12 protein-coding genes and 1 riboswitch are annotated in these 13,791 nt (G+C 69.3%); of the genes, 4 read left to right on the forward strand and 8 right to left on the reverse strand.

Going from position 1 to position 13,791, the window contains the following annotated elements; genetic code table 11:
• Nucleotides 1-1,295, forward strand: a 1,295-nt coding sequence (locus QK444_RS19690) for a WD40 repeat domain-containing protein (RefSeq protein ID WP_282782393.1), incomplete at its 5' end; no start/stop codon positions are given.
• A 108-nt stretch (nt 1,296-1,403) separates the two neighbouring features.
• Here QK444_RS19690 and gcvP read toward each other — a convergent pair.
• The 7 genes from gcvP to QK444_RS19725 all read right to left on the reverse strand — a co-directional run bounded on the left by gcvP (nt 1,404) and on the right by QK444_RS19725 (nt 8,745).
• Nucleotides 1,404-4,241, reverse strand: a complete 2,838-nt coding sequence (gcvP, locus tag QK444_RS19695) for an aminomethyl-transferring glycine dehydrogenase (RefSeq protein ID WP_282782395.1) — start codon at nt 4,239-4,241, stop codon at nt 1,404-1,406.
• Between the two features lie 155 nt (nt 4,242-4,396).
• A riboswitch (glycine riboswitch) is annotated at nt 4,397-4,489 on the reverse strand.
• Between the two features lie 198 nt (nt 4,490-4,687).
• The gene (locus tag QK444_RS19700) at nt 4,688-5,251 is read right to left on the reverse strand and encodes a MerR family transcriptional regulator (protein WP_282782396.1); all 564 of its coding nucleotides are present in this window, start codon (nt 5,249-5,251) and stop codon (nt 4,688-4,690) included.
• A 183-nt stretch (nt 5,252-5,434) separates the two neighbouring features.
• Nucleotides 5,435-5,908, reverse strand: a complete 474-nt coding sequence (locus QK444_RS19705) for a bifunctional nuclease family protein (RefSeq protein ID WP_029930635.1) — start codon at nt 5,906-5,908, stop codon at nt 5,435-5,437.
• A 305-nt stretch (nt 5,909-6,213) separates the two neighbouring features.
• The gene (locus QK444_RS19710) at nt 6,214-6,975 is read right to left on the reverse strand and encodes a MerR family transcriptional regulator (protein WP_282782400.1); all 762 of its coding nucleotides are present in this window, start codon (nt 6,973-6,975) and stop codon (nt 6,214-6,216) included.
• Between the two features lie 44 nt (nt 6,976-7,019).
• Complete coding sequence (locus tag QK444_RS19715; RefSeq protein WP_029930637.1) at nt 7,020-7,484, reverse strand: FHA domain-containing protein; 465 nt, start codon at nt 7,482-7,484, stop codon at nt 7,020-7,022.
• Nucleotides 7,485-7,675: 191 nt separating this feature from the next.
• A complete protein-coding gene (gcvH, locus tag QK444_RS19720; protein WP_143980704.1) occupies nt 7,676-8,074 on the reverse strand; it encodes a glycine cleavage system protein GcvH in 399 nt (132 codons plus the stop codon).
• Between the two features lie 59 nt (nt 8,075-8,133).
• A complete protein-coding gene (locus tag QK444_RS19725; RefSeq protein ID WP_282782403.1) occupies nt 8,134-8,745 on the reverse strand; it encodes a CDP-alcohol phosphatidyltransferase family protein in 612 nt (203 codons plus the stop codon).
• Nucleotides 8,746-8,901: 156 nt separating this feature from the next.
• Between QK444_RS19725 and QK444_RS19730 the strand changes: the two genes are divergently transcribed.
• The 3 genes from QK444_RS19730 (at nt 8,902) to QK444_RS19740 (ending at nt 13,187) form a co-directional block, all read left to right on the forward strand.
• Nucleotides 8,902-10,596 (forward strand): GMC family oxidoreductase, encoded by a 1,695-nt coding sequence (locus QK444_RS19730; protein ID WP_282782410.1) that lies wholly within the window; start codon nt 8,902-8,904, stop codon nt 10,594-10,596.
• 194 nt (nt 10,597-10,790) lie between these two features.
• Nucleotides 10,791-12,164, forward strand: coding sequence for a DUF2252 domain-containing protein (locus QK444_RS19735; RefSeq protein WP_282782412.1), 1,374 nt, complete (start codon nt 10,791-10,793; stop codon nt 12,162-12,164).
• Between the two features lie 135 nt (nt 12,165-12,299).
• Nucleotides 12,300-13,187, forward strand: a complete 888-nt coding sequence (locus tag QK444_RS19740) for an NERD domain-containing protein (RefSeq protein WP_282782405.1) — start codon at nt 12,300-12,302, stop codon at nt 13,185-13,187.
• On the opposite strand, the gene QK444_RS19745 is transcribed toward QK444_RS19740, so the two are convergent.
• Nucleotides 13,178-13,791, reverse strand: a 614-nt coding sequence (locus tag QK444_RS19745; protein WP_282782408.1) for a phosphatase PAP2 family protein, incomplete at its 5' end; no start/stop codon positions are given. The two genes, QK444_RS19740 and QK444_RS19745, sit on opposite strands and share 10 nt — an antisense overlap.

Here is a 13,791-nt window from a genome sequence, read left to right on the forward strand (position 1 = left end):
CGCTCCGCGGTTCGCAACCGCTCCCCGCTTCACCGACGCTCCACGGTTCGCGGCCGCTCCCGGCTCCACCAGCGGTTCCCGCATCACCGTCGACCGACTCCGGCCAGACCGACACGGGCCAGGCCGCCGCGGCCACGCCACCGCCCGGCTGCGAACCGACCGATGGGAGCTGGGACACTCCCACCGCGCCCACACCGCCGCCGAGCCGCGAACCGACCGAACCCCCTGTCCCCCAAGCGAAGTCGCCGACCATCACGCGCCGACGCCTGCTCTCGGCGCTCGGGATCGCGGCGCCCGTCGCCGCCGTCGCGACCGCCGTCGTACTGCTCACCCAGGAGGATTCGTCCGGCCGGACCGATGCGCCGGGGCAGCGCGATGCGTCGCGTGCGGGTTCGCGGCTGCGCACGGTGCTCACCGGCCACACCGGCCTGGTGCACGACGTGCGCTTCAGCCCGGACGGGGCGCTGGTGGCGACGGCGAGTTTCGACAAGAGCGCGCGGCTCTGGGATGTCGGCGCGGGCGGTCCGGTCGGCGAACCGCTGACCGGGCATACCGATCGGGTGCGTTCGGTCGCCTTCGCCCCCGACGGCGCCACCCTCGCGACCACCAGCGCGGACACCACCGCGCGACTGTGGGATGTGCGCACCGGGCGGCCACTCGGTGAACCGCTGTCCGATGCCGCCGGGTCGATCAATGCCGTCGCCTTCGCCCCCGACGGCGTGCTCCTCGCCACCGCGGGCAGCGACAGCCTGATCCGGCTGCGCGGGGTGGACTCCCGGCAGCAGGTCGGCGCGCCGTTGCACGGCCATACCGCCGCGGTCAACGCGGTCGCGTTCAGCCCGGACGGCACCATCCTGGCCAGCGCGGGCTTCGATATGACCGTGCGGCTGTGGGATGTGCGCACCCGCCGGCAACTGGGTGCGCCGTTCCTCGGGCACACCGACCGGGTGCGCACGGTGATCTTCAGTCCCGACGCCAGCCTGCTGGCCACCACCGGCGCGGACGGTACCGCGCGGATCTGGGACACCGGCACCCATCGTCAGCTCGGCGATGCCATCCCCGGCCACACCGGCGGCGTCCGCGCGGTGGCCTTCGCACCCGACGGCGCCACCCTGGCCAGCGGCGGCGGCGACGGCACCGTGCGACTGTGGAATGTCACCACCCGCCGCCAGCTCGGCGAACCGCTCACCGGCCACACCGACGCCGTCTACGCGGTCGCCTTCAGCCCCGACGGCCGCCTGCTCGCCACCACCGGCAGCGACGCCACGCTGCGCCTGTGGGAACCGGCGGTGTGACATCGCACCGGCTCCACGCAGGAACCGGTGCGGCACAATTTCATTCGGTGCGGGCGCTCATTCGGTGCGGGCGCTCAATCGGTGCGGGCGCTCAATCGGTGCGGGCGCTCAATCGGCGTAGGCGTCCAGCGGCGGGCAGGAGCACACCAGGTTGCGGTCGCCGTAGGCCCCGTCGATGCGACGCACCGACGGCCACACCTTGGCGCGAGCGTGCTTGCGCCCGCGCGGATACACCGCGGTCTCTCGGCTGTACGGGTGATCCCACTCGCCGACCAGGCATTCCGCGGTGTGCGGGGCCCCGCGCAGCGGGTTGTCGTCGGCGGGCCAGACCCCGGCGGCCACCTGGTCGATCTCGGCCTTGATGGCGATCATGGCGTCGATGAAGGCGTCCAGTTCCTCCAGGTTCTCGCTCTCGGTGGGCTCCACCATGAGGGTGCCCGCCACCGGGAAGCTCATGGTGGGTGCGTGGAATCCGTAGTCCGCCAGGCGTTTCGCCACATCGTCGACGGTGACGCCGGTGCGCTTGGTGATCTCGCGCAGGTCCAGGATGCACTCGTGGGCGACCATGTCGTTGTCGCCGGTGTAGAGCACCGGGAAGTGGTCGTTCAGTCGCTGGGCGATGTAGTTGGCCGAGGCGATGGCGGTCAGGGTGGCGCGGCGCAGCCCGTCGGCGCCCATCATGCGAATGTAGGCCCAGGTGATGGGCAGGATGGAGGCCGAACCGAATTCGGCTGCCGACACCGCGTGCGAATCCCGCTCCAGCGGATTGCCGGGCAGGTACCGCGCCAGGTGCTCACGGACCGCGACGGGGCCGACGCCGGGACCACCGCCGCCGTGCGGGATGCAGAAGGTCTTGTGCAGGTTCAGGTGGCTGACGTCACCGCCGAACTTGCCCGGACGGGCCAGGCCGACAAGGGCATTGAGGTTCGCGCCGTCCACGTACACCTGGCCGCCCGCCTCGTGCACCAGGGCGCACAGCTCGGCCACCTCGTGCTCGTACACGCCGTGCGTGGACGGGTAGGTGATCATGATGCAGGCCAGCCGCTCGGCGTGGTCGGCGATCTTGGCGCGCAGATCGTCCAGGTCCACGTCACCGTTGGCGCGGCACTTCACCACCTCCACGCGCATGCCGACCATGGCGGCCGAGGCGGCATTGGTGCCGTGCGCGCTGGACGGGATCAGGCAGGTGTCGCGGTGGGTGTCGCCGCGGTCCAGATGGTAGCGGCGGATGGCGAGCAGACCCGCGTACTCGCCCTGGCTACCGGCGTTCGGCTGCAACGAAACCCGGTCGTAGCCGGTGACCGCCGTCAGCCAGCCCTCCAGATCCGCGATGAGCCGGCGCAGCCCCGGGGCGTCCTCGACGGGTGCGTACGGGTGCACGCGATTGAAGCCCGGCCAGGTGATGGACTCCATCTCCGCGGTGGCATTGAGCTTCATGGTGCACGAGCCGAGCGGAATCATGCTGCGGTCCAGAGCGATGTCCTTGTCCGACAGCGCGCGCAGGTAGCGCAGCATGGCGGTCTCGGTGTGGTACCTGGTGAACGCGGGGGCGGTGAGGAACTCGGAGGTGCGGTTCTCGATATGCGGGCGCTGCGCACCGTGCAGCAGCGCGCCCTCGGGGCCGACCGGAATCTCCGCGCCGAAGCAGTCGAGCACCGCCACCACGTGCGCGTCGGTGGTGGCCTCGTCGCAGGCGATGCCCACGTGGTCGGCGTCCACCAGGCGCAGGTTGATGCCCGCACCCTTCGCCTTGGCCACGATGGCCTCCGCGCCGCCGGGCACGTGCACCAGCACCGTGTCGAAGAAGCGCTGGTGCACCACGGCGTCGCCGAGTCCGGCGGCCAGCCACTGCGCGTGCCCGTGCACCCGGCGGGCGATGGCGCGCAGTCCGTCGGCGCCGTGGTAGGAGGCGTACATGGCGGCCACGATGGCCAGCAGCACCTGGGCCGTGCAGATATTGGAGGTGGCCTTCTCGCGGCGGATGTGCTGTTCGCGGGTTTGCAGCGCGAGGCGGTAGGCGAGGCTGCCGTCGGCGTCCACCGAGACGCCGACCAGTCGGCCCGGCAGCTGTCGGGCGTGCGCGGAGTGCACCGCCAGATACCCGGCGTGCGGGCCGCCGAAGCCCAGGGGCACGCCGAAGCGCTGGGTGGTGCCGAAGCAGGCGTCCGCACCCTGTTCGCCGGGCGGGGTGAGCAGCGTCAAGGCCAGCAGGTCCGCGCCGATGCCCACCAGTGCGCCGCGCTCGTGGGCGGCGTCGATGAGCGGCTGCCAGTCCACGATGCGGCCCGATGCGCCCGGCAGCTGCGCCAGCACGCCGAAAAAGTCGCCCTCGGGCAGTTCGCCCGCGGCGAGGTCGGCCTCGACGATCTCGATCCCGAGCGGTTCGGCGCGGGTGTACAGCACGGTCCGGGTCTGCGGGAACAGATCGGTGTCGATGAGCAGTCGCGACGACTTCGACTTGCGGTTGGCGCGCTGCAACAGCGTCATGGCCTCGGCGGCGGCGGTGGCCTCGTCCAGCATGGAGGCATTGGCCACCTCCATCCCGGTCAGATCCGACACCATGGTCTGGAAGTTGAGCAGCGCCTCCAGGCGGCCCTGCGAGATCTCCGGCTGGTACGGCGTGTAGGCGGTGTACCAGGCCGGGTTCTCGAGCAGGTTGCGCACCAGCACCGGCGGGGTGAGGGTGTCGTAGTAGCCGAGGCCGATCATGCTGGTGGCGACGGTGTTGGACGCGGCCAGCGCGGCCAGTTCGGCGAGTGCCTCGTGCTCGCTCACCGCGGGCGGCAGCGCGGCCAGGCCGTTGGTGGCGGTGGCGTCGAGAATGCTGGCGGGCACCGCCCGTTCGGCCAGCTCGTCCAGGGATCCGATGCCGATGGCGGACAGGATGCGGTCGGTTTCGCCGCGATCGGGTCCGATATGGCGGTCGGCGAAGGATCGATTCTGCACGGCAGCTCCAAGGTTCGGGCGGGTCGACCGACGGGGTCGACAGTCGGGTGCCCTCCCCCTCTGTCGTGGAGCCTGAGAGATTCGGGTCCGCCGGGTGAGCGGTGCCCTTTCCCCATGGGCGGGTGGTCGCGGACCACCGCTTTCCAGAGGCGTCGAATCTCCGTACGGTCCCTGGTGCCTGAGAGATTGACGGGGAGGTGCTGCTCCTTCGGCGTCCGGTGGTCCCGGAACTCTCCCGCACGGCGGCGACGCACCGCCCAGTGTAGCTGTGTCTACTTTGCCCCTCCGCTTCGCTCCGAGGCGGGTCCGCGGCGCTGGAAGTCTCGGTTCTTCCCTCCCTCCGCTCCCCCGCTTCGCTCCGGTCAGTCCAGAACCGCGACGCGCCGCGAACCACCGAGGACTACTCGGTGGCGTGGACGCGTCAGTCTCGGCGGGGTAGCGCGGTGCTAACCGGTCTTGGCGTTGAGGCGGGCCTTGCGCCGGAAGGCGAGTTCGTCCTCGGGGCGGTCGGTGGTGTTGCCCTCCTCGGCACGTTCGGCCGGGAAATTGGCTATCGCGCCGGTCAATTCGCGCATGGCGCCGCTGACGGCGATGCCGAAGACGCCTTGCCCGCCCTGGAGTAAATCCACGACCTCCTCGGGCGAGGTGCACTCGTAGACGGTGGTGCCGTCGGAGAAGAGCGTGATGCCCGCCAGATCCTCGACACCGCGGCTGCGCAGATGGTCGACCGCGATGCGGATGTTCTGCAGCGAGATGCCCGCGTCGAGCAGGCGCTTCACGATCTTGAGGACCAGGATGTCCTTGAACGAGTACAGGCGCTGGCTGCCGGATCCGGTGGCGGTGCGAATGGACGGAGCGACCAGTCCGGTGCGTGCCCAATAGTCGAGTTGGCGATAGGTGATTCCCGCCGCCTGGCACGCAGTGGGAACTCGGTAGCCAACCAGATCATCGGGCACCGTGTCATCGGGGAACAGCCCTGGCTGTACCACGTCTTGCGGTTGATCTCCCACTGACTACTCCCTCACTACCGTGGCCTATCAGGGCTCGTCATCAATACTGGAGCGAATGGCCTAACTATCGAGGCTACTCTCCCGATTGTCCCGGCAGTATCGGCATCCGACCAAGCCTGCTCGACCGCGTGTTTCTCACCCTAAACCTGAGGTCGAGACACGTTTCCGTATCGGATCGGCCACTCAGCTGTCGGTCGCCTTGAAGTCGTCCGGCGAAACCGATTCGAGGAATTCCTTGAACTTCTCGACCTCGTCCTCGCGCTCGTCCGGCATGACCAGACCGGCCTCCTCGAGCACCGCCTCCTCGGCGTAGATCGGGCAGCCCACCCGCAGCGCGATGGCGACCGAGTCCGACGGCCGCGCCGAGATGCGCGGACCGTTCTCGAAGACCAGATCGGCGTAGAAGGTGCCCTCCTGCAGATCCACGATCCGCACCTCCTTCAAGGTGTGGCCCAACTCCTTGATGAGGATCTTGACCAGATCATGGGTCAGCGGACGGATGGGCGTGACGCCCTCCTGTTCGAGCACGATCGCCGTCGCCTCGGCCTGCCCGATCCAGATGGGTAGGTACCGGTCGCCGGAGACCTCGCGGAGCAACAGCACGGGCTGGTTCTGTGGCTGCTCGACACGGATGCCGATCACACGCATTTCGCTCATGGCACGCCTCCCATAACTCGCCCGGCTGCCGCCCTGCCACTCGGTGCCGTATCACCGAGTCTAAAGCGCGTCGGCCAATTTCCTCCGACACCACCCTGCTCGGGTGTCCCCGCACCGAATCGGTGCGGGTTCCCGCTTCGCCGAGTCCGGTTCCACCAGTCCCCGTTGGGAACTGGCCAGCGCCCGACTCTCCACAGGCATTGATAATCCGGCCACCTGCTGGGCGGTCCGGAACGCCATTGCTGACGTAAGAGCCACAATACGCGTCGGCACCGGCACCATGCCCGACACACAGAGCGGAGATTTCAGCCGCCGAGGGAAGCACGCACGGCGGTCTTCACCAGGCAGGTGTGCAGGGTCAGCGACAATGCCGCCAACTCCCGCACCGTCTCCTCGGCGCGGGCGCGCGCGTCCTCGTCCCGACTCTTGGCGATCGGGGCGGCGATCTGGGCCACCAGCGCCGCCTCTCGATCCGCCGCCAGCTTGAAGGCGCGCAGATGCCGTGCCTCCAAACCGAATTCACTCAATGCCTGCGCGGTGCGGGCCAGCGTCACCGCGTCGGTGTCGAAGAAGCCGGCCGCGCCGGGGGTGATCAGTCCGGCGCGGATCAACTCCTGGAGGAATTTCTCGTCGATACCGGCCTGGTCGATCAGGTCCGCCCGAGTAACCCGGATCTCGTGATCGAACCGGAGTTCCTCGGGCGATACCTCACCGGGCACGACCCCGAGCCGCCGCAGGCGGCCCGGACCGTCGGTGGGCGCGGATCCGTTCACCGCGTCGCCTCCCCCGCCGCCCGCTCGGGCGCGAGCTTCCCGCACCCCGAGCGTGGCGGCCCCCTTGTCGATCGCCTCGAGTTGTTCCTTGATCACCTTCAGGGGCAGGTACTGGTCGCGCTGCGCGGTCAGCACGAACCGGAGCCGCTCCACGTCGTGCACCGCGAACCTGCGGTAACCCGACGGGGTGCGCTCCGGGCTGATCAGTCCCTCCGATTCGAGGAATCGGATCTTCGAGATGGTGATGTCCGGAAAGTCCGGACGCAGGAGATCCAGCACGGAGCCGATCGACATACCTCCGCGCGTCCACTGCGCTGCGCCTGTCATTCCGCTCGGTCCTATAGCGCGCCCGCGTCACTCGATTGCGGACGCGGACCGGTCAGGAACACCAGCCGGAACTTGCCGATCTGCACCTCGTCGCCGTTCTGCAGCTCCGAGGAGTCCACCGGCTCCCGATTCACATACGTGCCGTTCAGGCTGCCCACATCGACCACCTGGAAGGTGTCGTCGTCCTGCCGGAACTCGGCGTGGCGGCGGCTGACCGTGACATCGTCGAGAAAGATGTCGCTGTCGGGGTGGCGCCCCGCGGACGTGGTGGGCTGATCCAGCAGAAATCGCGAACCGGCGTTCGGGCCGCGCTTCACAACCAGCAGGGCCGCCCCCGCGGGCAGACCCTCGACCCCTACCGGCTGCTCGCCGGTCTGCTCGGTGCGAGGTTCGACCTCGTTCAGGAAATCAGCGCGGAACACCGATGTGGTCTCGGCCGCGCTCTCCCCGTAAACCGGGTCTTTGTGCTCGCTCACCCTTGCTCTCCTCCTCGAACCGAATAATCCATGCAAGCAGTTGATGCCTTCAGCTACTCGGCCACCGGGGCCGCTCTCGCCCTCGGACGGGTGAGGTGCGAAAACTCCGAGCACCGGCTGCCGGATCATCTGTTGGCATTGACCGTACCCTGCCGGGGCGTGCCCGTGCAGGTAGAACTGTGAAGGCTCCTTCAGCCCCCGATAACTCCTTGATAACCCGCGGCATCCAGCAGCTCGCCGAGTACCGCGTCCACGCCGTCGGCATCATCGAGCTCGAGTTCGAACATCCAGCCGTCGCCGTAGGGATCGGAATTGATCGTCTCGGGCGAGGACACCAGATCTTCGTTCACGGCAACGACTTTGGCGGCCAGCGGCGCGTAGATGTCGCTCACGCTCTTGGTCGACTCCACCTCCGCGATGCTGTCCCCGGCTGCCACATCCTTGTCCACCTCCGGCAGCTGCACGAATACGACGTCACCGAGCTGTGACTGCGCGTAGTCGGTGATGCCCACCCGCACCCGGGTCGGGCCGACCTTGGCCACCCATTCATGTTCCTCGGTGTAGCGCAGATCCTGGGGTAGGTCGGTCACAGGCGTCCTTTCAACAGATGTACTCCCGAGTTGTCGTTGTGTCGGCAACACCCTAGCCGCTACGGGGTGACCCGTGGCACGGCCGGTACGGCGCGGGCCACGGCAACCGCCTTGCCGACGTAGAGGATGCCTGTCCACACGTAGACCACCGTGCCCCAGACCAATAGTGCCCCGCCGAAGGCCGCCCCGAAACCCGCGGCCGCCCAGTCCATCTGACCGGCCAGCAGCCACGGCAGCGCCGACATGAGCGCGAAGGTGGCGGCTTTGCCCAGGTAGATCACCTCGGGCGGGGGCAGGTCGCGGCGTTTGTACACCCCCAGCGTGACCGTCAAGATCACATCGCGGCCGATGAGTATCGCCACCACCCACCAGGGCAGGATGTCGCGAATCAGGAAGCCGCCCAGCGTCGCCAGCAGGTAGAGCCGGTCCACCAGCGGGTCCAGCAGTGCCCCCAGCCGCGAGGACTGGTCGAGCAGGCGCGCCAGCTTGCCGTCCAGGAAGTCGGTGACCCCGCTGACCACCAGCAGCGCGAACGCCCAGCCGTCGGCCTCGCGCACCAGCAGCAGCCACAGGAAGACCGGAACGCCGACCAGCCGGATGACGCTGAGCACGTTCGGCACGGTCAGAATGCGGTCGCCGAACACCGATTCGGCGTTCCGTTCGGATGTCACAGGCCGTGCATACCTCAATCACGGTGTTATCGCCATCCGGGCACGCCGGACACCGGGCGTGGTTGGATCACAGTATGGTCGCTGCCATAGTCTTCGAATGAGAGAATGAGTTTCGATTCGTCTCATTTCCACTGGGTGCTGCGCGAGAGGAAGAGCATGCCCGACTTCGACTACGACGTCGTTGTGATCGGTTCCGGATTCGGCGGCAGCGTGAGCGCGCTGCGATTGACCGAGAAGGGATATCGGGTGGCGGTGCTGGAGTCCGGCCGCCGCTGGACCCCGGAGAACCTGCCCACGACGAACTGGAATGTGCGCAAATCCATCTGGGCGCCGCGACTCGGGATGACCGGCACCCAGCGGATCAGCGTGCTCGGCAAGTGCGCGGTGTTCTCCGCCTCCGGGGTCGGCGGCGGCTCGCTGATCTACGGCAACACCCTCTACGAGCCGCTGCCGGACTTCTACGCCGACCGGCAGTGGGCGCACATCACCGACTGGCGGGCCGAGCTCGCGCCCTACTACGACCAGGCCCAGCGCATGCTCGGGGTGGAACCGAATCCGCGCCTGACGCCCGCCGACGACGTGATCCGTTCCGTCGCCGAGGATCTCGGGGTCGCCGACACCTTCCACCCCACCCGGGTGGGCGTGTTCTTCAACGAGGAGAATCCGGGCGCGGAGGTGGACGACCCGTACTTCGGCGGCGTCGGGCCGCGCCGCAGCGGCTGCGTGCACTGCGCGCGCTGCTTCACCGGCTGCCCGCACAACGCCAAGAACACCACCGTGAAGAACTACCTCTACCTGGCCGAACAGGCGGGGGCGCACGTCTTCGAACTCACCACCGCCACCCGGGTGCGGCCCATCGCGGGCGGCGGGTACGCCATCGAGACCCAGCGCTCCGACCGCTGGATCCGCAAGGGGCGCAAGGTCTTCACCGCCGAACAGGTGGTGTTCGCGGCGGCCGCGCTCGGCACCCAGAAGCTGCTGCACCAGATGCGCGACGAAGGGGTGCTGCCGCGGCTCTCGCCGCGGCTGGGTGAGCTGACCCGCTCCAACTCGGAGGCCATCCTCAATGTGGTCAGCAAGGCGCGCGACGATTTCGCCCAGGGCATCGCCATCACCTCGTCCATCCATCCCGAGCCCAACACCCATATCGAGGTCTGCCACTACGGCAAGGGGCAGAACGGGCTGTTCCCGCTGTCGGTGCCCATCGTGGACGGCGGGGCGTTCCGCTTCCTGCGCTTCCTGCTGGCCATCCTGCTGCACCCGATCGTCTTCGCGCGCAGTCTCAACGCCCACCGCGCCTCGGAGAAGTCGGTGATCCTGCTGGTCATGCAGTCGCTGGACAATTCGCTGACCTCCTTCCGCAAGTGGGGGCAGCTCAAGACCCGCCAGGGCACCGGCGAACCCAATCCGACCTGGATCCCGCTGGCCCACGACGTGGGCCGCCGCTTCGGCGAGAAGGTCGACGGCGATGTGCACTCGCTGATCATGGACGTGTTCAATATCCCGGCCACCGCCCACTACATCGGCGGCTGCGTGATCGGCACCGATCCGAATACCGGCGTGGTCGATCCGTATCAGCGGGTCTTCGGCCATCCGGGCCTGCACATCGCCGACGGTTCGGCGGTGACCGCGAATCTGGGTGTGAACCCCTCGCTCACCATCACCGCGCAGGCGGAGCGGGCCATGGCGTTCTGGCCCAATCGCGGCGAACCCGATCCGCGCCCGGAATTGGGACAGCCGTACCGGCGCATCGCCCCGGTCGCGCCACGGCGTCCCACGGTGCCCGATACCGCGCCCGGCGCGCTGCGGCTGCCGATCTTCCCGACCGACGCGCCGGTCTCCCGGCACTGAGGCTCCGTGCCACGCGGCCACCCCCGGCGGCCGGTATCACCGGGGTGGCGTCGACACCGCGGCCCCGGGATCCCGGGTCGCGACGGCACCACGGCGCACGGCTCTGCCGGGGTTCGTCCGGCGGCGCGTCTCCCGAGCGGCCGGGATGACGCGGTGCCGAGCCACGGGTAGGTTGGCATCTCGTGTGCGCCAACATGATCGACTTCCGCTCCCCCGTCGCGGCGGATGAGGTGCTGGCCCGGGGCCGGGCGCTGCGCGAGCGCACTCCGCTGTCCGCGCGGGACCGGGAGGCCGTCGCCCCCGGCCGCCCCGGCGTGCTCGACTTCCTCGAGGCCAGCAATCGCGGTCGGCTCGACCATCTGATCCCGCTGCGGATGGGCCGCATGGTCGCCTCGCCGTTCGCTTTCTTCCGCGGCTGCGCCGGTCTGATGGCGGCGGATCTGGCCCCCGCCCCGGTGAGCGGTCTGGACGCGCAACTGTGCGGTGACGCGCACGCCGCCAATTTCGGCCTCTACGGCGGCCAACGCGGCGAGATCGTCATGGACATCAATGATTTCGACGAGACCGTGCGCGGACCCTGGGAGTGGGATCTGGAGCGGCTGGCCGCCAGCCTGGTGCTTGCCGGGCGCGAGGGCGATGCGAGCGAGGACGACTGCCGCACCGCCGCGCGCGATGCCGCGCGCTCCTACCGGCTCGCCGTGGGCGCGCTGGCCGAGATGCCGTTCCTGACCTCCTGGACCGCGCTGGCCGACGAATCGGCGATCGGTCGCACCCGCGCCGACGCCCTGCTCGACGATTTCCAGAAGGCCGCCAAGAAGGCGCGCAAGAACACCAGCGCCAAGGTGGCGCGCAAGTGGACCGAGATCGAGGATCACGAGACCGGCATCGGCAAGCGCACATTCGTTCCCGACCCGCCGGTGCTCAGCACGGTGGATCCGGCGGTGGCCGAGGCGGTGATCGACGGCCTGACCGGCTACGTGGGTACGCTGCGTGAATCGCGGCGGCGGCTGATCACCCGGTTCTCGGTGTCCGATATCGCCTTCCGGGTGGTGGGTACCGGCAGTGTGGGCTTCCACAGTTATCTGGCGCTGCTGCACGGCAATGGCGACGAGGTGCTGGTGCTCCAGCTCAAGCAGGCCGCGCCGGCGGCCCTCGCGCCCTATCTGCCCGCCGTCCCGGCGCGGCACGAGGGTGAGCGAATCGTGCAGGGGGCCAGGGCCGTTCAGGCCGAGACCGATATTCTGCTGGGGTGGACCACGCTCACGCTGGACGGCCACGAGCTGCCGTTCATCGTGCGGCAGTTCCGCAATCTCAAGGGCGGTATCGATCCGTCGGCGCTGGAACCGGACCACCTCGACGACTACGGCCGCCTGGCCGGGGCGCTGCTGGCGCGCGCGCATGCGCGCTCGGTCGATCCGCGGCTGCTGGCGGGCTATCTCGCGGACGGGGAGGAGTTCGATGACGCGGTGGCCGCCTTCGCGGTGCGGTACGCGGACCGGACCGAGGCCGATCACGCCGAATTGGCGACCGCGGTGCGGACCGGTCGGATCGCCGCGGAGACCTCCTGACCACCCTTCCGACACCGTCTGACCTGCCGCTGGGCGACACACGGCCCACGGCAAAATCCGTCCGGGAGGGTCCGTCCCTCCGTACCATTTCGACTATCGATCGACGAGAAGGGTGCGAAGCCGATGCTCGTTCGAGTGCAGAACACCGCCGGCACCCATGCCGAGAAGGTGCTGATCGACTGGTTGCGCACCTGGAAGGGCCGCGGCGATCCGCACGGCGTGGCCACCGTGAATTGCAGCCTCTTCCACGGGGATCGGCTCTACCCCTTCGACGCGGTGGTGTGGACGCCGACCAGCTGCGTGGTGATCGAGGCCGAGGCACTGGTGGAACGGCTCGAGGGTGAGCTGGAGGTGCCGCTGAGCGGTCCCTGGCGCGGCGCCGACAAGATCATCAACTTCGAGGGCGGCGACCGCCGCACCCCCCTGGACAAGTCCCGAGATCACACCTTCGCCCTGCAGAACTGGTTCGCCGAACGCGGGCTGGGACAGCGTGTGGTGCACGGCGCGGTGCTGGTGGTGCCGCCGCCCGGTTCCAAGGTGCGGGTGCGCCAGCTGTGGAGCGATCCCAGTTTCGAGGTGCTGCTCGGCGACGACCCCGCCCGCCTGCGCGAGTACTTCGACTCCATCGCCTCGCGCGGCCGTCCACAGTGGTCGGCCAACGACGTGGCGTGGGCGTTCCGCGGGCTCGGCATCCTGCCGTATCTGCCCGCCCCGCAGGATCTGCTGAACGAGGGCTTCCTCGGCCCGGTGGACGTCACGCTGTGGCACGGCGGTCCGCAGCAGGCGCAGGCCGAGGCCTACGCCGAGGAGCAGGCCCGGCTGGAACGCGAGGCCGAACGCCCGCACCGCCGGATCATGTCGGTGCCCGCGCCGTGGTACAGCCCCTGGAAGCTGTATCCGCGCCGGTCCGGTGAACTCGATGTCGGCGGCGGCGTCATGCGGGTACTGCTGACCATCGGCATGGTGGTGGCGGCGGTGTGGGTGATCTGGTTCGTGCTCGCGGCGCTGCTGACCTACGGCTGACGGCCGGGTCGGCCGGCTCGCGCGCCGTACCGGGGTCGGCGCGCACCGCGATGCGGCGCACCGGGATGCGGCGCACCGGGATGCGGCGCACCGGGATACAACGGTGCACCGGGATATGGGCGCACCGGGATATAGAGGACAGCCACCAGCGCGACGGCCGCGGCGGCACCGCCGACCACATCGGTGACGTAGTGGTACCCGAGTCCGACCATGCCGACCGCCACCCCGGCCAGCACCACCGCGCCGACCCCCACCGCCACCACGCGGAAGCCACGGTGCTCGGCGGCGAGTGCGACGGCCGTGACCGCGGCGACCAGGTGCACGGTATGCCCGCTGGGATAGGCGAGATAGTCGTGCAGCGGCCGGTCCCACACCGGTTTGAGCACCCAGGTGTTCACGACGACCGCGAATTCCGGTGCGAGCAGCACGAATCCGGCCCGCCACCACAGCCGCCGCCGCGCGAACCACAGCGCCGCGGCGGCCAGGAGCGGCAGCACCGTCCAGGCGGTGCCGGGAAATGCCAGCATCTCGTACACGGCGGCCCGGTCGGGCAGCCGCTCCGCCAACCAGCTGTCCACTCCGGTCGGTCCCTTCCCGGCGGGAA

The sequence above is a fragment of the Nocardia sp. CC201C genome (assembly GCF_030010695.1).
GTDB classification, from domain to species: domain Bacteria; phylum Actinomycetota; class Actinomycetes; order Mycobacteriales; family Mycobacteriaceae; genus Nocardia; species Nocardia otitidiscaviarum.